18 protein-coding genes are annotated in these 16442 nt (G+C 66.2%); 11 read left to right on the forward strand and 7 right to left on the reverse strand.

Features of this window, described 5'->3' with window-relative positions; genetic code table 11:
- Nucleotides 1-69: 69 nt before the first annotated feature.
- A complete protein-coding gene (locus tag HLH45_RS08985) occupies nt 70-2553 on the reverse strand; it encodes an ABC transporter permease (RefSeq protein ID WP_008573586.1) in 2484 nt (827 codons plus the stop codon).
- Complete coding sequence (locus HLH45_RS08990) at nt 2550-3155, reverse strand: ABC transporter ATP-binding protein (protein ID WP_011346467.1); 606 nt, start codon at nt 3153-3155, stop codon at nt 2550-2552. Before HLH45_RS08990 ends, HLH45_RS08985 begins: the two co-directional genes overlap by 4 nt.
- Before the next feature lie 103 nt (nt 3156-3258).
- Here HLH45_RS08990 and HLH45_RS08995 point away from each other — a divergent pair, with 103 nt between their 5' ends.
- From HLH45_RS08995 to HLH45_RS09005, 3 genes are all read left to right on the forward strand, one after another.
- Complete coding sequence (locus HLH45_RS08995) at nt 3259-3927, forward strand: arylesterase (protein WP_005910775.1); 669 nt, start codon at nt 3259-3261, stop codon at nt 3925-3927.
- A 91-nt stretch (nt 3928-4018) separates the two neighbouring features.
- Nucleotides 4019-4732, forward strand: a complete 714-nt coding sequence (locus HLH45_RS09000) for a response regulator transcription factor (protein WP_002811889.1) — start codon at nt 4019-4021, stop codon at nt 4730-4732.
- A 142-nt stretch (nt 4733-4874) separates the two neighbouring features.
- Nucleotides 4875-6146 carry a sensor histidine kinase gene (locus HLH45_RS09005; RefSeq protein WP_008573593.1) on the forward strand — a complete coding sequence of 424 codons (1272 nt, stop codon included), beginning with the start codon at nt 4875-4877 and terminating at the stop codon, nt 6144-6146.
- 418 nt (nt 6147-6564) lie between these two features.
- On the opposite strand, the gene HLH45_RS09010 is transcribed toward HLH45_RS09005, so the two are convergent.
- Nucleotides 6565-7266, reverse strand: coding sequence for an SGNH/GDSL hydrolase family protein (locus HLH45_RS09010; RefSeq protein ID WP_008573595.1), 702 nt, complete (start codon nt 7264-7266; stop codon nt 6565-6567).
- Nucleotides 7267-7447: 181 nt separating this feature from the next.
- Between HLH45_RS09010 and HLH45_RS09015 the strand changes: the two genes are divergently transcribed.
- The 8 genes from HLH45_RS09015 to HLH45_RS09050 all read left to right on the forward strand — a co-directional run bounded on the left by HLH45_RS09015 (nt 7448) and on the right by HLH45_RS09050 (nt 13099).
- On the forward strand, nt 7448-7828 hold the full coding sequence (locus tag HLH45_RS09015) for a diacylglycerol kinase (protein ID WP_008573596.1): 381 nt from the start codon (nt 7448-7450) through the stop codon (nt 7826-7828).
- Between the two features lie 96 nt (nt 7829-7924).
- Nucleotides 7925-8563 (forward strand): LemA family protein, encoded by a 639-nt coding sequence (locus HLH45_RS09020; protein WP_008573598.1) that lies wholly within the window; start codon nt 7925-7927, stop codon nt 8561-8563.
- Nucleotides 8564-8906: 343 nt separating this feature from the next.
- Nucleotides 8907-9803: a TPM domain-containing protein gene (locus HLH45_RS09025; RefSeq protein WP_031421176.1), complete on the forward strand. Its 897-nt coding sequence runs from the start codon at nt 8907-8909 to the stop codon at nt 9801-9803.
- A complete protein-coding gene (locus HLH45_RS09030) occupies nt 9803-10294 on the forward strand; it encodes a TPM domain-containing protein (RefSeq protein ID WP_014089431.1) in 492 nt (163 codons plus the stop codon). Before HLH45_RS09025 ends, HLH45_RS09030 begins: the two co-directional genes overlap by 1 nt.
- A 54-nt stretch (nt 10295-10348) precedes the next feature.
- Nucleotides 10349-11239: a prolipoprotein diacylglyceryl transferase gene (gene lgt, locus HLH45_RS09035; protein ID WP_008576385.1), complete on the forward strand. Its 891-nt coding sequence runs from the start codon at nt 10349-10351 to the stop codon at nt 11237-11239.
- Complete coding sequence (locus HLH45_RS09040; protein ID WP_008576386.1) at nt 11236-12030, forward strand: thymidylate synthase; 795 nt, start codon at nt 11236-11238, stop codon at nt 12028-12030. Before lgt ends, HLH45_RS09040 begins: the two co-directional genes overlap by 4 nt.
- A gap of 60 nt (nt 12031-12090) precedes the next feature.
- Nucleotides 12091-12603, forward strand: coding sequence for a hypothetical protein (locus HLH45_RS09045; protein WP_033479102.1), 513 nt, complete (start codon nt 12091-12093; stop codon nt 12601-12603).
- 1 nt (nt 12604) lies between these two features.
- Nucleotides 12605-13099: a dihydrofolate reductase gene (locus tag HLH45_RS09050; protein WP_029818724.1), complete on the forward strand. Its 495-nt coding sequence runs from the start codon at nt 12605-12607 to the stop codon at nt 13097-13099.
- Between the two features lie 51 nt (nt 13100-13150).
- Here the strand turns inward: HLH45_RS09050 and HLH45_RS09055 are convergent, their stop codons facing one another.
- The 4 genes from HLH45_RS09055 to pdxA all read right to left on the reverse strand — a co-directional run bounded on the left by HLH45_RS09055 (nt 13151) and on the right by pdxA (nt 16433).
- Nucleotides 13151-14107 (reverse strand): symmetrical bis(5'-nucleosyl)-tetraphosphatase, encoded by a 957-nt coding sequence (locus HLH45_RS09055; protein WP_008576392.1) that lies wholly within the window; start codon nt 14105-14107, stop codon nt 13151-13153.
- A 28-nt stretch (nt 14108-14135) separates the two neighbouring features.
- Nucleotides 14136-14519, reverse strand: a complete 384-nt coding sequence (apaG, locus tag HLH45_RS09060) for a Co2+/Mg2+ efflux facilitator ApaG/CorD (protein WP_007965232.1) — start codon at nt 14517-14519, stop codon at nt 14136-14138.
- Between the two features lie 36 nt (nt 14520-14555).
- Nucleotides 14556-15344: a 16S rRNA (adenine(1518)-N(6)/adenine(1519)-N(6))-dimethyltransferase RsmA gene (rsmA, locus tag HLH45_RS09065; RefSeq protein WP_008576393.1), complete on the reverse strand. Its 789-nt coding sequence runs from the start codon at nt 15342-15344 to the stop codon at nt 14556-14558.
- Between the two features lie 117 nt (nt 15345-15461).
- Complete coding sequence (gene pdxA / locus HLH45_RS09070; RefSeq protein ID WP_008576395.1) at nt 15462-16433, reverse strand: 4-hydroxythreonine-4-phosphate dehydrogenase PdxA; 972 nt, start codon at nt 16431-16433, stop codon at nt 15462-15464.
- Nucleotides 16434-16442 lie beyond the last annotated feature (9 nt).

A 16442-nucleotide genomic window follows, 5' to 3' on the forward strand; every position in this document is an offset into this window, starting at 1 on the left:
GGCCTGCAGCACAGCCACCGGGCCGCGCGTCGCATGCCGTTGCCCGCATGCGACGCGTTTTACCCGCGCTTATTCGCTCCGCAATGCCAACGCCGGCGGCGTGGACAGGATGCGCCGCGTGCCCGACCAACCCGCCAACAGACTCAAGGCCAGCCCGAATGCGCCGCCGAGCAGCAGGCGCGGCCAATCCGGTGTCAACGCCATCTCGAACGCCTGCTTCCCCACGACCGCGCCGATCACGGCCGCAGCGGTCACCGCCAGCGTCGCCGCCAGCAAGCCAAGCGCGCCGAATTCCACCAGCACCGCACCGCGTAGCTGGCCACGGCGTGCGCCCAGGGTGCGCAACACTGCGCTGTCGTAACGGCGTTCGCCCGCGGTGGCCTGCAATGCGGCCAGCAACACCAGCATGCCGGCCAGCAGGCTGAAGCCCATCACCAGTTGCACCGCCTGTGCCACCTGGTCGATGACCTCGCGCACGCGGCCCAGGATGGCATCGATATCCAGCAACGAAATGTTCGGATAGTCGCGACTCAGCGCCGCCAGCTTGGACGCATTGCCCGGCGGCAGGTGGAAGGCGGAAATCAGGTTGTACGGCGCATCGCCGACCGATCCTTGATTGAGCAGCAGGAAGAAGTTGACCCGGAACGAATCCCAATCGGCCTTGCGGATGCTGGTCACGGTGAACGTGCGTTGCTGTTCGCCCAGCAGCAGGGTGATGCGATCGCCCAGTTTGAGCTGGTAGCGCTGCGCCCAGCCTTCTTCCACCGAGGCTTCCGCCGCGGTGCTGTCGGCCGCCCAGAACTTGCCCTGCAGCAGCGTATTTGCCGGCGGGAACGCGTGACGCCAGGAAAAATTCACCGGGCGGTTGTCGCCGTCGCCGTCGTCGGCCGGGTCGCGGTCGCCACGCACCGGCGGTTTGTCGTTGATGGCCACCAGGCGCCCCGTGGAAAACGGCTCCACGGCCGCATCCTTCACCCCCAGGCCGCGCAGCGTCTGCAGCACCGGCTGGGTTTGTTCGGGCTGGATGTTCATCAGGAAGTAGTTGGGCGTATCGGCCGGCAGGCGGTCGCGCCATTGACCGAGCAGGCCCGGGCCGACCACCGCCAGCAGCAACAGCGCGCACAACGACAGCGACAGCCCGACCAGTTGCACCACGCTCAAGCCGCGGCGCCGTGTCAGCGAGGCCAGGCCAAGTTTCCAGGCACCGCGCAGACGGTGCTGAATCGGTCGCAGCAACGCGAGCAGGCCCAGCCCCAGCAACATCGCCACCAGTGCCAGCGCGGCCAGGCCGCCCAGCACCCAGCCGGCCAATACCAGGTTGCCGGTGGCATAGACGGTGAGCGCCAGCGTGGCGGCCAGGGCGGCGCCATACACCAGCAACGAGCTGGGCGGCACTGCAGCAAAGCTGCGGTTGAGCACGCGCATCGGTGGCACGTTGCGCAGCCGCAGCAGCGGCGGCAGGCCGAAGCCCAGCAACAGCACCAGGCCGATGCCCGCACCGGCCAGGGCCGGGGTGGCCTGCGGCAGCGGCAACCGGTTCGGGATCAGGCTGCCCAGCGCCTGTACCAGGCCTTCCTGCGCAAGCATGCCAAGCCCGATACCGACCAGGCAGGCCGGAATCGCCGTCAGCAGCAACTGCAGCGACAGCATTGCCAGGATGTCGCGCTGGCGGGCGCCCAGGCAGCGCAAGACCGCCACGGTGTCGATGCGTCGCATCGCAAACCGGTTCGCTGCCAGGGCCGTGGCCACGCCGGACAACAGCACCGCCAGCAACGCCGACAAGGCCAGGAAGCGGCCGGCGCGATCAAACGCTGCACGCATGCCGCGTTGGGTGTCTTCAATACCCACCAGGCGATACTCGCTGGCGCGTGGCTTGAGCCAGGCGCGCAAGTCGGCGATGGCATCCGGTGCGCCGGCGAACATCAACCGATAGGAGGCGCGGCTGCCGGGGCCGAGCAGGCCGGCGCCGTCGATATCGGCGCGATTGACCAGCAGCGGCGGCGAGAGCTGCATCAGCTCCCCGGAGGCATCGGGCTCGGCGCGCAACACGCCGGTGATGGTCAGATGGCCGGCACCGAATTCCAGTTGCTCGCCCACGTGCAGGCCCAGCGCTTCGAGCAGACGCGGATCGGCATAGGCCTGGCCCGGCGGCGGTGCGCTGGCGACGCTGCCTTCCGTCCCGGTGCCGTCCTTGGACACCAGCAACTGCCCGCGCAGCGGGTAGCCGGGGCCGACGCCGCGGATATTGGCCATCTGGCTGGCATCGCCATGGAACAGCACGCTGGGAAAGCTGACCATGCGCGTGCTCTGCAGGCCGCGTCGCTGGGCTTCTGCGGCGAAGTCGGCCGGGATCTCCTGCCGCCCGGTCACGCCCAGATCACCGCCGAGCACTTCGGCCGCGCTGGAGGTCAGCGCGAGCGTCACCCGGTCGACCAGGGTGCCCACCGCGGTCATCACCGCCACGCCCAGCACCAGCGCGGCGAACACCGTCAGCAGATCGCCGGCCAGGAATTCGCGGCGCACGGCGCGCGCGGCTTGGCGCACGACGTTCATGCCGCCGGACCGGTCTGTGCGTGCAGGCGGCCGCTGTCGATGCGGTAGATGTGCCTGCAGCGCTGCGCCAGGCTCATGTCGTGGGTGACCAGCACCAGGGTGGTGTCGCTGGTGGCATTGAGCGCGAACAACAGGTCGCTGATCTGCGCGCCGGTAGCCTGGTCGAGGCTGCCGGTGGGCTCGTCGGCAAACAGGATGCGCGGGCGGGCCACGAAGGCGCGCGCCAACGCCACGCGTTGCTGCTCGCCACCGGACAGCTGGCGCGGGTAATGCCGCGCACGTGCACTCAGGCCCACGGCCTCCAGCACTTCGCGCACCCGCGCCGGATCCTCGCGCCCGGCCAGTTCCAGCGGCAGTGCGATGTTTTCTTCAGCAGTCAGCGCCGGCAGCAGGTGAAAACTCTGGAACACGAAGCCGACGTCGCGGGCGCGCAGCGCAGCGCGCGCTTCTTCGTCGAGCTGGCCCAGGTCCTGGCCCGCCAGCGCAATGCTGCCGCGGCTGGGCAGGTCCAGCCCGGCCAGCAGGCCGAGCAGGGTGGTCTTGCCGGAACCGGATGCGCCAACGATGGCGATGCTGTCGCCTTCACTGACCGTCAAGCTCACGTTGTCGAGGATGTGGAGCGTTCCCTCCGGGCCACTGACGGACTTGCCGACCTCGCGAACGTCGATGGCGGTGCGGGTGCTGGAGCGGGGGGCCAGACTGTCGATGAGGAATCTCCGAATGCGTGAAAGAACACTGCGATATGGCGTGCTGGCCCTGTGGCTGCTGACACTCTCCCTGCTTGCGCCGGGGATTGCCTCTGCCAAAAGTCCGGTCGCCACTGCGCCGGTCCTGGTGGTGGGCGACAGCCTGAGCGCTGCGCACAACATCCCGGTGCAGTCCGGCTGGGTGACCTTGCTGGACCAGCGCCTGAAGCGTGACATGGCGACGCCCCCGGCAGTCGTCAATGCCAGCATCAGCGGCGAAACCACCTCCGGCGCGCTGACCCGGCTGCCGGGCCTGCTGGAAAAGCACCGCCCCGGCGTGGTGGTCATCGAGCTCGGCGGCAACGACGCGCTGCGCGGGCTGACCCCGGCCCAGCTCAAGGGCAACCTGGAAAAGATGATCCAGCTCAGCCAGCACGCCGGTGCCAAGGTGCTGCTGCTCGGGATCGACGTGCCGCCCAATTACGGCCCAGCCTACCGCGAGCGGCTCAAGGCCACCTATGCGGACCTCTCCACACAGTACAAGACCGCGCTGGTGCCGTTCTTCCTGGAAAAGGTCGCGCTGCAGCCCGGCCTGATGCAGGCGGACGGTCTGCACCCCACCGCCGCCGCGCAACCGAAGGTGCTGGAGACGGTATGGCCGGCATTGCGCCCGCTGCTCGGCCGCTAAATGCCGCGGAACACGAAACGTTATCCGGTCTTCACGCTCTTTCCACCGTCGATCCGGCATGTTTCACAAAGCTGAAGACCGAGGAAAGTCCATGCGTCAGACCAAGGAAACGTCCGGCCTCGTGCTGGTCGTCGAAGACAACCGCAATATCTCCGAAATGATCGGCGAGTACCTGGAAGGCCGTGGCTTCGAGGTCGACTACGCGCAGGACGGCCTGGACGGCTACCGTCTTGCCGCGGAGAACAGCTACGACGTGGTCGTGCTGGATCTCATGCTGCCACGCCTGGACGGCATCGAAGTGTGTCGCCGCCTGCGTAACGACGCACGCAAGTCCACCCCGGTGTTGATGCTGACCGCCCGCGACACGCTGGACGACAAGCTCACCGGCCTGGGCTTTGGCGCCGATGACTACCTGACCAAACCGTTCGCGATTCAGGAACTGGAGGCGCGCCTGCGTGCCCTGATCCGCCGCGAGCGTCGCCAGGTGGGCTCGGAAGTGCTCAAGGTCGCCGACCTAGTGCTGGACCCGGTGAGCATGCGCGCCACCCGTGCCGGCACCGAGCTGCAGCTCTCGCCGATCGGCCTGCGCCTTTTGACCATCCTGATGCGCGAATCGCCGCGTGTGGTCACCCGCCAGGAAATCGAGCGCGAAATCTGGGGCAACGGTTTGCCCGATTCGGACACCCTGCGCAGCCATCTGTACAACCTGCGCAAGATCATCGACAAGCCGTTCGACCGTCCGCTGCTGCACACCGTGCAGAGCGCCGGCTATCGCATCGCCGACATCGCCCAACCGATGGCGTGATGTCACGCGCCGGCCGCCGTTCTGGCGGCCGGCCGCTGTATAGGCGCTCATGCGCCGATCGATCTCCTGTGCTGCCGGCTGGTTGCACGAAGGACTCACGGAAGCGTTGCCTATACTCCGGCGCTCTTCCCTGGATGCAGTAATGCCACACGGGCTTCCGAGAAAAATACGTCTCGCCTTCCTGCTGCAGGTCGCGCTGGCGAGCCTGGCGCTGGTGCTGGCCGGGTATCTGGTGTCGTTCGTCATCAAATACAGCCTGGTGCGCACCGTGCTCGCCGACGAGGCCGTGCATTTCTGGCAGATGCAAAAGAGCGTGCCGGACAACCGGCCGCCCAATACTCGCAATATCCAAGGGTATTTTTCGCCCGCCGGCACCGCCGCCGAGGCTGCACCGGCCGCACTGCGCCATCTATCTCCGGGTTTCAGCGAAGTGGCTGCCGCCGATGCGCTGGTGTATGTCGATCAACGCCCGGAGGGGCGGCTGTATCTGGTGTTTCCGCGCTCGCGTGCGGCGCATCTGACGCTGTGGTTCGGTGTGGTGCCGGCAATCGTGGTGTTGGTGGCGATCTATGGCGTGTCCTGGTTCACCTATCGGGTTTCCAAGCGGCTGGTCTCGCCGATCAGCTGGCTGGCCCGGCGCGTCTCGCATTGGGACCCACGCAACCCGGATGTGGACGAACTGGCTCCGGAGCGGCTGCCTGCCGAATTGCAGGGCGAAACGCGCCAGCTGGCCGCCGCGCTGCATGCGCTGGGGCTGCGCGTCAGCGAGCATGTCGCGCGCGAACGCAATTTCACCCGCGATGCCAGCCATGAATTGCGCACTCCGCTCACGGTGATCCGCGTGGCCAGCGACATGGCCTTGGCCGACGACGAGTTGTCGGCGCGCACGCAGCGCAGCCTGCGTCGCATCCAGCGCGCCGGCCACGATATGGAAGCGGTGATCGATGCCTTCCTGATCCTGGCGCGCGAAGCCGAGATCGACCCGCAGAGCGAAAATTTCGATGTGGCCGAGCTTGCCAGCGAAGAGCTGGAAAGTGCGCGCGAATTGCTTGGCGACAAACCGGTGTCGTTGCGCATGGTCGGCGACCGCAGCCTGCAGATGTTCGCCCCGCCCAGGGTCATGCGGGTGGTGCTCAGCAACCTGTTGCGTAACGCCTGCGCTTACACCGATACCGGCAGCATCGAGGTGGAGGTGACCCACGACCGCATCGTGGTCCGTGATACCGGCATTGGCATGAGCGAAGAGGCGCGTGCCCGCGCGTTCGAACCGTTTTTCCGCGCCGACCCCACCCGCCCGCAAGGCACTGGGCTCGGCCTGTCGATCGTCCGTCGGCTATGCGATCGCTTCGGCTGGCGTATCGAACTGCAGAGCCAAGCCGGCGTCGGCACGTCCGTGGCGGTGGTCGTCGCCTGAGGCGTCACTTTGTGGTCCTGCCGCCTGCTGATGACGCCTTGCTGCCGCTCAACAGTCAGGCGGCATGGCCGGAAGACGACGACCGGCTGCTGCACGCGCTTGGCTAACCGCTTCGATCACCCTATTTACCGCTCGGCAGCCGGAACGCTCAACGTGGTGCCAACAGTGCGCCGGCGCGTGGGCGTTTGCAGTGCCTTCAGCGACGTTGCAGGTGCCTGGCATTGCCGGCATTTCTTGCGCACACCGCCAATGCGGTCGCCACGTGCCCAAATCGCAGACGCCTACGTCCGTTGTGTGTGGGAACAGGGCCGGCAGGCTGCCGCCTTGAAAAAACGCGCCGGCATGGAGCGGCAGCCAAGGTCTCCCCTGCAGGCCGGCCGATCCGGCGACAGCCGCGCCGGATCGGCTCGGTTGCGTTCTAGCGTTGTTCCAATACCGGTGCCACGACCTTGCGCCAGATCGCGTAGCCATCGGCCGTCATATGCAGCCTGTCGGCGCGGAACAGTTCTGCGCGCGGTTTGCCGCTGGCATCGAGCATCGGGGTGTAGATGTCCACGAAGTCCACACGCGGCAGCGGGGCTAGCGCGTCCTTGATCAGGCGGTTGGCCTTGATCACGGCCGGCAGCAGTTGCGCGCGCGACGGGCTGGGCTTGATCGACAGATAGCTGATGCGTGCCTCGGGCAGGTCGCGGCGTACACGTGCCACGAATGCCAGCACATCATCGCGCACCTGTTCGGGTGTGCGGCCACTGTTGAGGTCGTTGTCGCCGGCGTACAGCACGACCTGGCGTGGCGCGTATGGAATCACGATGCGGTCTGCGTACCAGGTGCTGTCGCGCACTTCCGAGCCGCCAAAGCCGCGATTGATCACCGGTTTGCCCGGGAAATCCTGGGCCAATGTCTCCCAGAACCGGATCGATGAACTGCCGACGAACACGATGCCGTGCTTGGGCGGCGGCTGACGCGCGTCGCTCTCGGCGAAGCGTTGCATGTCTTGTTCCCAAGCGGCATTGGAGACCTGCGCCGGCACCGCCGGAGCGGTGTGCAGGGCGTCGGCATACGCATGGCCGGACAGAAGGGCTAGGGCGCACAGCACGCTGCGCAGGCGATGGATGGTCATGCAGGAACCTTCAAAGTGAAGCGGGCTGCCATGGTGCGCCAGGCTGGAAGCTGAGGGCAAACCTGCAGGCAGCTGGCGGGGCGGGGCGCCACGGTGCAAGATTCGCACTTTCCCCAGCAGCGACCATGCCATGCGTTTGATTTGTTCCCCTCTTCGCCCATGCGGCAGGACGCACTGACGCATGGCCGATCAATTGGGGCACGTCCCGCGCGGCCCGCGTCGCATGCTCAAGGCGGCGATCTGGTCATGGCAGGGATTGCGCGCGGCGTGGCTGCACGAATCCTCGTTCCGCCTGGAGGTCTGTCTGGCGGCAGTGCTGGTGCCGCTCGGTCTGTGGCTCGGGCAGTCGGGACTCGAGCGCATTGCACTGCTTGCACCACTGTTGATCGTGCTGGCGGCCGAACTGCTGAACTCGGCCATCGAAGCGGTGATCGAACGCTACGGCCCGGAACATCACGTATTGGCCGGGCGTGCCAAGGACATGGGCTCGGCGGCGGTGTTCGTGCTGCTGATCAATGTGCTGCTGTGCTGGGGATTGATCCTGTTGCCGCGGCTGTGGTGACGCGCGGCAGGCAGGGCGAGCCGGGCAGGGGCGTGTGCATGCGGGCTTGACCTGGCACGTGGCATGCTCGGGCTCTCTTCCAATGGAATCGCCTGCATGCCTGTCCTGATTCGCGCCTTGGTGTTGCTGATCCTGACCGCGTCGCTGTCCGGTTGCGGCTACAACGCGATCCAGCAGAAGGAAGAGGGCGTCAAGGCCGGTTGGTCGGAGGTGCTCAATCAGTATCAGCGCCGCGCCGATCTGATTCCCAACCTGGTACGCACCGTGCAGGGCTACGCCCAGCAGGAACGCCAGGTCCTGACCGAAGTGACCAATGCGCGTGCGCGCGTGGGCCAGATCCAGGTCAACGCCGATGACGAAGCGTCGTTGAAGCAGTTCCAGCAGGCGCAAGGCGAGTTGGGTAGCGCGCTGTCGCGGTTGTTGGTGGTCAGCGAAAACTATCCGCAGCTCAAGTCGGACCAGTCGTTCCGCGATCTGCAGGTGCAGCTGGAAGGCACCGAAAACCGCATCACCGTGGCACGTGGCCGCTATATCCAGACCGTGCAGGACTACAACACCTACATCCGCTCGTTTCCGCAGGTGATCACGGCCAAGATCTTCGGCTACCAGCCCAAGCCCAATTTCAGCGTGGAAAACGAAGCGCAGATCTCGCGCGCCCCGCAGGTGGATTTCGGTAATCAGCAGACGCCGCAGCAGGCACCGCAGCAACAGCCCGCGCCGCAGCCTGTGCAGTAATCAGTTGCTGTGCGTGCACGGCGCTTGTGCAGTGGTCGCTAGCAAGCGCAGTACGCGCGCTGTCGAGCAACGTACGGGCACGCGCCAGGTGATGCGCGCCGAGCTGCACATCAGCACGAATCTGCGGACCAAGCCGACAGACCGTGTCGAGGCGAGACCTAGCCCTCTCCCATCGAGGAAGGGCTTGGTGAGGGTAGGCCGCCAGGCTTCGCGGTCGTTCGACCACCCGTGGCTTCGCTTCAGGCGCACACGTTCTCTGTAAGTGGCAACGTCCTGCAGGGAAGACGCAATCGCAAAACCCCGCGCTGATGGACGATCGGCGCGCATCAGGTAGGAGTTGGCAATGCGACGAATGTGTTTGCGAGTGGTGTGGATGATGGCGTTGCTGCTGCCGGCATCGCTGCTGGCGCAGGAGTTGGCTGCCATCCCGCCGCTGCGCTCGCCGGTGGTCGACGTCACCGGCACCCTGGATGCGGCGCAGATCCAGCAACTCGAGCAACAGGCGCTGGCCTTGCAGCAGCGCAAGGGCGCGCAGTTGCAGATTTTGATCGTGCCGACCACGCAGCCGGAAGCGATCGAGCAATACACCCAGCGCGTGTTCGACCAATGGAAGATCGGTCGCAAGGGCGTGGACGACGGCGTGCTGCTACTGGTGGCCAAGGACGACCGCCGCGTCCGCATCCAGCCGGGCTACGGCCTGGAAGGCGCCATTCCGGACATCACCGCCAACCGCATCATCCAGGAATATCTGGCGCCGCGCTTCCGTGAGGGCGATTACGCTGGTGGCATCACGGCGGCGACCGCAACCCTGGCCGGCCTGATCGAGGGCGAGGCCCTGCCGGCGCCGGTCAGCGGGCATGCCGAGGGCGGCAACGGCGCGGGCGGCGGTGGCTGGATCATGGCGCTGTTCATCGGCTTCGTGGTGGCCATGGTGGCGCGCGGCATCCTGGGCGCGCTACCGCGCCCGCTGCGCGCCGTGCTGACCGGCGTTGCCGCCGGCGGTGCGGCGTTGCTGTTGACGTCGTTGCTGTTGGCCAGTGCGGGCGCGGCGCTGATCGGCCTGCTGGCCGGCCTGTCCTCCGGCTCGCCCGGCCGCTTTGTCGGTGGCGGAGGCTGGGGCGGCGGCTTCGGCGGCTTCGGTGGATTTGGCGGCGGCGGCCGCGGCGGTTTCGGCGGCGGTGGTGGCTGGGGCGGTGGCGGCGGGTCATCAGGAGGCGGTGGCGCCTCGGGGAGCTGGTAATGCGGTGGCTCAGGCATATCTTCGCGCCCTCGGCGCAGCGCACTTTTCCAGCCGCATGCATGGACGCCATTGCGGCGGCGGTGACCGCGAGCGAGCGCTCGCACACCGGCCAGATCATGGTCGCGGTCGAGGCCGACCTGCCGCTGGAGGCGTTGTGGCGAGGGCACAGCGCGCGGCAGCGCGCCGAGCAGGCCTTCGCCCAGCTGCGGACCTGGGATACCGAAGCCAACAACGGGGTGCTGATTTACCTGCTGCTGGCCGACCACGCCATCGAGGTGGTGGCAGACCGCGGTCTGCGCAGCCGGGTGCCGGAAGCGCGCTGGGCAGAGGTGTGCCGGCGCATGCAGCAATTCCTGCGCGAAGGCCAGCACGAAGCGGCTGTCCTGGCCGGCATCGAGGCGGTGACCGAGCTGTTGGCCGAGCATTTCCCGGCCACAGACGGCGCGCAGCATGAAGACGAGCTACCTGACCGGCCGCGGATTTTAGGCTGAGCGCGTGCGAGGTGTCAGAATAGCGGCCTCGCTTGTTTGTGATACGCGGTCCGCATGATCTATCTGCACGCCATCGACCCCATCGCCTTCTCGCTCGGCCCGGTGCAGGTGCACTGGTACGGCTTGATGTATTTGGCGGCGTTTTTCTCGGCCTGGGCGCTGGGCCGTTCGCGCATCCTGCGCGGTCGCCTGCCCGGGGTAGACATGGATGGTTTTTCCGACCTGCTGTTCTACGGCATGCTCGGCGTGGTGTTGGGCGGGCGCATCGGCTACATGCTGTTCTATGCGTTCGAGACCTTCCTGGCCAACCCGCTGATCCTGTTCAAGGTCTGGGAAGGCGGCATGAGCTTCCACGGCGGCCTGCTTGGCGTGTTGATCGCCTGCTGGCTGTGGGCGCGCAAGCACCGGTTGCACTTCTTCGATGTGATGGACTTTGTCGCCCCGCTGGTGCCGCTGGGTCTTGGTTTCGGGAGGCTCGGCAATTTCGTCGGCGGCGAATTGTGGGGCAAATTCACCCAGGCCGGCTGGGGCGTGATCTTTCCGCACGCGCCGGAACTGGCGGACCGGTTGCCCGCGCAGATCCAGGCGCAGTACGCCGCCGGCGCGTTGAACCAGTTCGCACGCCACCCATCGCAGCTCTATGAAGCTGCACTGGAAGGCGTGGTGATGTTCGTGGTGTTGTGGACGTTCTCCATGAAGCCGCGCTCACGGTATGCGGTCTCTGGCCTGTTTGCATTGCTGTATGGCGTGTTCCGTTTCATCGTCGAATTCGTGCGCGTGCCCGACGCGCCGATCGGCTACCTGGCCTTCAATTGGCTGACGATGGGCCAGATTCTGAGCCTGCCGTTGATTGCGGTTGGCCTGGTGCTGCTGGCGATGTCGCGCCGCGCGCCGGTGTTGCAGCCGGTGCTGCCGGCGCCCGCAGGCGTGGAGGCTGCCAAGTGAAGCCGTACCTGGAGTTGTTGCAGCACGTGCTGGAACACGGTGCAGAGAAGTCCGACCGCACCGGCACCGGCACGCGCAGCGTGTTCGGCTGGCAGATGCGCTTCCATCTCAACGACGGCTTCCCGTTGGTGACCACCAAGAAGCTGCACCTGCGCTCGATCATCCATGAGTTGCTGTGGTTCCTGAAGGGCGACACCAATATCGGCTACCTCAGCGACAACCAGGTACGCATCTGGGACGAGTGGGCCGACGACAACGGCGATCTCGGTCCGGTGTACGGCAAGCAGTGGCGGCGCTGGACCGGCCCGGACGGTGTCGAAATCGACCAGATGCAGTGGCTGGTGGATGAAATCAAGCGCAATCCGGATTCGCGTCGGCTGGTGATCAGCGCCTGGAATGTCGGCGAGCTGCCGCAGATGGCGCTGATGCCGTGCCACAGCCTGTTCCAGTTCTATGTGGTGAACGGCAGGCTCAGTTGCCAGCTCTATCAGCGCAGCGGCGACATCTTCCTGGGCGTGCCGTTCAATATCGCCAGCTATGCGCTGCTGACGCATATGGTGGCGCAGGCCACCGGCCTGGGCGTTGGCGATTTCGTGCACACGCTGGGCGATGCGCACTTGTATTCCAATCATTTCGAGCAGGCACGCGAGCAACTGACGCGCACGCCGCGCGCGCTGCCCACCTTGCGTTTGAATCCCGAGGTCACCGACCTGTTCGCGTTCCGCTTCGAAGACATCTCCATCGAAGGCTACGACCCGCATCCGGCGATCAAGGCGCCGGTGGCGGTTTAAAACTCATTACTCAAAGAAGAAATTATGCAGAGACGTCTGTTCCTTTCGGTTGCGGGTCTCATGTTGGCTTCGACCAGTACACTGGTTTTTGCCGAGACTGTGCGTGGTCCGGCAGGTAGCATTGAGCTTCCTAATGGCATTACGGGTACGCTAGCCCCGTCTAACCTGGTGCATCCTGATATTGACAGAAGCGCAATCATTACGTTGAACAGCGCGCAGTTCGATGCAAACAGGCCGGTCACGGTTGAGATGAGCTGCGCACCGGCGATCGGTCCGTTGGATTCGGCAACAGGCATGGAGCGATTGGCGGCGGCAACGTTTCATCTCGATAAAAAGCTAAAGCGTGAAAAAGGCGAGTGGATCAAGTTCGGTCCTCTTCAGGCTTATCGCACCGATGCCTCGCGTGTAGATGGTACGCGGCTCACGCAATGGATGATTCCATTAGTTACCTCGTTTGCCTGGGTCAAGTTCAACCGGCCCAGCACAGCGCCCATGGAGCAAGACGTGTTGAACGCTGTCGCCGCGATGAAAATCCTGTGTGGTCCTTTTGCTGAAGATAAGAAGAGTGATTGATTTGAAACTTTCGTTGATCGTGGCGCTGGACCGCAACAACGCCATCGGTCGCGATAACGAGCTGCCGTGGAAGCTGCCCGATGATCTCAAGCGCTTCAAGGCGCTGACGCTGGGCAAGCCAATCCTGATGGGGCGCAAGACGGCGCAGTCGCTGGGGCGTGCGTTGCCGGGGCGGTTGAATCTGGTGCTGACCCGCTCGGGGCAGGTGCCGTTCGACGGCATGCAGGCGGTCGCATCGGTGGAGCAGGCGATCGAACGCGCCGTGCAGGAGGGGGCGCAGGAGCTGTGCGTGATCGGTGGCGGGGAGGTGTATCGCCTGACCATGGAACGCGCCGATCTGCTGGCCGTGACCGAAGTGGACACCGCGGTGGATGGCGCCGATACGCACTTCCCGCCGATCGACCCTGCGGTGTGGTCGCCGGCGAGGCGCGAGTTACATGCTGCCGACGCCCGGCATGCCCATGCGTTTTCGTTCGTGGATTACGAACGCCGCTGAGCGATGCAGGGTCGCGCCCGGCACCGCGATGGCGACGGGCGCCTCGCGCGCTCAGTCCTGTGGCGTATCGACTGACGGCTTGGGGCCGGCCGCTGCGTTCCCCGCAGTGCCGCGGTTGCCGCGCGAGCGCTGACGCCCCTGACGCTCACGTGGACGCCGCGGTGCGCGTGCGACCGGTGCCGGCCCGGTCACTTCCCGTCCGGGCACCTGCACCACGCGCAGCTCCTCGCTATCCAGCTGCAACGCCGTGAGCTTGCCGCCCCAGACCGCGCCGGTATCGATCGCATGCACACCCTGGGTGATCGTCAGGCCCAGTGCGGACCAATGCCCGCAGACGATCTTCAGGTCGCGCTCGACCCGTCCCGGCACTTCGAACCAGGGATACAGGCCCTGTGCCTGCGTCCCCGGCGTGCCCTTGTCGTCGGTGGCGATGCGCCCACGCGGGGTGCAGTAGCGCATGCGGGTGAACAGGTTGATGATGGCCCGGCTGCGGTCGTAGCCGCTCAGGCCCGGCGACCAGCCCGGCTGGTCGCCGTACATATTGCGCAGCAGCTTGCGATAGCCGCCGCCCTGCAGTTGCTGCTCGACCTCGCGTGCATGCTTTTCGGCCATCTGCGTGGTCCACTTCGGCGCCAGCCCGGCATGGATCATCATCCAGCCCAGGGTGCGGTCCACGTGCGCCAGCTTCTGCATGCGTAGCCAGTCCAGCAACGCATCGCGATCTTCGGCCATCACGATGCGCAGCAGATCCGGGTTGACCTTGCGCTGCTCTTCTTCCGAACGCGCACCGATCGCCAGCAGCGACAGGTCGTGATTGCCCAGCACCACCACGCTGTGCGCGCGCAGGGAATGCACCAGGCGCAGCGTTTCCAGCGATTGCCCGCCGCGGTTGACCAGATCGCCGCAGAACCACAGCGTGTCCTGGGCGGGGTCGAAATTGATCTTCTCCAGCAACCGCTGGGTGATGTCGTAGCACCCTTGCAGGTCGCCGATGGCCCAGACGCTCATTGCGCGCGCTCCCTTACTCCGGCATTCATCAGTGCAGCGTCCTGGGCACGCTCAGCACGAAGGCGGCGATCGGAGCGATAAATTCGGTGCCATCGTCGGCCACCATGTCGTAGTGGCCCTGCATCTGTCCCTGCTCGGTCTCCAGCAGTACGCCGGAGGTGTAATGGAAAGCTTCGCCCGGTCGCAGCCACGGCTGTTCGCCGACCACGCCTTCGCCATCCACCTGCTCGGTGCGCCCGTTGCCATCGGTGATCTGCCAATGACGCGCGATCAGGCGCGCAGGCACCGCGCCCGCATTCTGGATGCGGATGCTGTAGGCAAAGGCGTAGCGGCCTTCGTCCGGGGTGGATTGATGGGCGAGGAAGCGGGGCGATACCTCGACCTCGACGCGGTAGCGCGGATCATCTTGCATGGCGAAAGTCTAAATAAAACGGTGTGGGAGCGGCGCTCAAGCCAGCTCGACATTGGCCAGCCGGATGAAATCCGCGACCTCCAGTTGTTCGGCGCGTGCATCCGGGCGCACCTGCGCGGCGTCGAAATGGGCCGGTTCGCAAATGGTGGACAAGGCATTGCGCAGGGTCTTGCGGCGCTGCCCGAACCCGGCGCGCACCACATCGGCGAAGCGGCGGCGGTCGTTGATCTGCACCGTGGCCGGGTCGCGCGGCACCAGCCGCACCACGGCCGAGTCCACCTTCGGCGGCGGCCGGAATGCGCCCGGCGGCACCACGAACAGCGCAGTCACCTCGCAATACGCCTGCAGCATCACGCTGAGCCGTCCGTACACCTTGCTGCCGGGGCCGGCGGCCATGCGGTCGACCACTTCCTTTTGCAGCATGAAATGCATGTCGGTCACGGCAGCGGCATGGTCCAGCGCATGGAACAGGATCGGCGAGGAGATGTTGTAGGGCAGGTTGCCGACCAGGCGGATTGGCGTGCCATCGGCCAGTGCAGTGAAATCCACGCTGAGCACATCGCGGTGGATGATGCTCAGCGCGCCGATCGGGGCCGCCGCTTCGGTCAACGGCGCGATCAGGTCGCGATCGAATTCGATCACGGTCAGCGCGCCATGCCTGCGCAGCAACGGAAAGGTGATGGCACCCTGGCCCGGGCCGATCTCGACCAGATGCTGGCCGGCGCGCGGGTCTACCGCCTGCACGATGCGGTCGATGTAATACCGGTCGGCAAGAAAGTGCTGGCCAAGCGACTTCTTGGCCGGTGCGCTAAAAGAAGAATTCATCTGCGCAGTTTAACGGAGGCCGCGCCTGCACGCGGTGTCGTTCGCGTGCCCGCCTGGCCTGGCGGATCGGCGGCGTGCGCCATGCGGCAGGCCCGCGCCGAGCAAGCACGCGTGGTGTTAGCGGCGCGCCGCCAATCGGGCGCACAACGCAGTGGCTGCCATCAGGCTGGAGGGGTCCGCGATTCCGCGGCCGGCCAGTTCCAGCGCAGTACCGTGATCCACCGCCACGCGCGGGTAGGGCAGGCCCAGGGTGATATTTACAGCCTGCTCGAAGCCGCTGTACTTGAGCACCGGCAGGCCCTGGTCGTGATACATCGCCACCACCGCGTCGAAACCGCGCAGTTTCTGCGGCAAGAACGCGGTGTCCGCCGGCAGCGGGCCGATCAGCTGCATGCCCTCGCCGCGCAGCTGCTCCAGCACCGGAATGACGATATCCAGTTCCTCGCGGCCCAGGTGACCGTCTTCGCCGGCATGCGGGTTGAGGCCGAGCACGGCGATGCGCGGGTGCTCCAGACCGAAGTCGCGCTGCATCGCTGCATGGGTAATGCGCAGGCATTGCAGCAGCGCATCGGCGGTGATCGCATCGGCCACCGCACGCAGCGGCAGATGGGTTGTCACCAGCGCGACGCGCACGATGCTGTTGGCCAGCATCATCACCACCGGGCAACCGGCTTGTTCGGCCAGCAGTTCGGTGGTGCCGGTGTAAGCAATGCCGCCGGCGTTGATCACTGCCTTGTGCACCGGGCCAGTGACGATTCCCTGCAGGCGGCCGGCGAGGCAGTCACCCGCGGCGCTGCGCAGGCCGGCGATCACTGCTGCCGCATTGGCCGGGTCGGGTGCGCCCAAACGCGTGGTCACGGCCTGGCGAACGGGATGCAGCGGCAGGTCGCCGGGTGCACGTGCCGGCTGGTCGGGATCGAGCAGCCGTACAGGCAACGACAGCGCCGTTGCGGCGCTGTGCAGGGTGTCTGGGTCGGCGTAGGCAATCAGATGCGCGTCCGAGCGCGGCTGCTGCGCAAGCCGGATGCATAGCTCCGGCCCGATTCCGGCCGGCTCGCCTGGCACCAGCGCGAGCGACGGGACCATCATGCTATCCGG

This window comes from Xanthomonas euvesicatoria (assembly GCF_013112235.1).
Classification (GTDB): Bacteria; Pseudomonadota; Gammaproteobacteria; order Xanthomonadales; family Xanthomonadaceae; genus Xanthomonas; species Xanthomonas euvesicatoria.

What these genes read in the sequence shown, in the direction of transcription:
- HLH45_RS09030 (WP_014089431.1), top strand. Translation starts at nt 9,803, where the DNA reads ATGCGGTGGCTCAGGCATATCTTCGCGCCCTCGGCGCAGCGCACTTTT.
- lgt (WP_008576385.1), top strand. Translation starts at nt 10,349, where the DNA reads ATGATCTATCTGCACGCCATCGACCCCATCGCCTTCTCGCTCGGCCCG.
- apaG (WP_007965232.1), bottom strand. Translation starts at nt 14,519, where the DNA reads ATGCAAGATGATCCGCGCTACCGCGTCGAGGTCGAGGTATCGCCCCGC.
- HLH45_RS09000 (WP_002811889.1), top strand. Translation starts at nt 4,019, where the DNA reads ATGCGTCAGACCAAGGAAACGTCCGGCCTCGTGCTGGTCGTCGAAGAC.
- HLH45_RS09055 (WP_008576392.1), bottom strand. Translation starts at nt 14,107, where the DNA reads ATGAGCGTCTGGGCCATCGGCGACCTGCAAGGGTGCTACGACATCACC.
- HLH45_RS08985 (WP_008573586.1), bottom strand. Translation starts at nt 2,553, where the DNA reads ATGAACGTCGTGCGCCAAGCCGCGCGCGCCGTGCGCCGCGAATTCCTG.
- HLH45_RS09025 (WP_031421176.1), top strand. Translation starts at nt 8,907, where the DNA reads ATGCGACGAATGTGTTTGCGAGTGGTGTGGATGATGGCGTTGCTGCTG.
- pdxA (WP_008576395.1), bottom strand. Translation starts at nt 16,433, where the DNA reads ATGATGGTCCCGTCGCTCGCGCTGGTGCCAGGCGAGCCGGCCGGAATC.
- HLH45_RS09020 (WP_008573598.1), top strand. Translation starts at nt 7,925, where the DNA reads ATGCCTGTCCTGATTCGCGCCTTGGTGTTGCTGATCCTGACCGCGTCG.
- rsmA (WP_008576393.1), bottom strand. Translation starts at nt 15,344, where the DNA reads ATGAATTCTTCTTTTAGCGCACCGGCCAAGAAGTCGCTTGGCCAGCAC.
- HLH45_RS08995 (WP_005910775.1), top strand. Translation starts at nt 3,259, where the DNA reads ATGAGGAATCTCCGAATGCGTGAAAGAACACTGCGATATGGCGTGCTG.
- HLH45_RS09010 (WP_008573595.1), bottom strand. Translation starts at nt 7,266, where the DNA reads ATGACCATCCATCGCCTGCGCAGCGTGCTGTGCGCCCTAGCCCTTCTG.
- HLH45_RS09015 (WP_008573596.1), top strand. Translation starts at nt 7,448, where the DNA reads ATGGCCGATCAATTGGGGCACGTCCCGCGCGGCCCGCGTCGCATGCTC.
- HLH45_RS09045 (WP_033479102.1), top strand. Translation starts at nt 12,091, where the DNA reads ATGTTGGCTTCGACCAGTACACTGGTTTTTGCCGAGACTGTGCGTGGT.
- HLH45_RS09005 (WP_008573593.1), top strand. Translation starts at nt 4,875, where the DNA reads ATGCCACACGGGCTTCCGAGAAAAATACGTCTCGCCTTCCTGCTGCAG.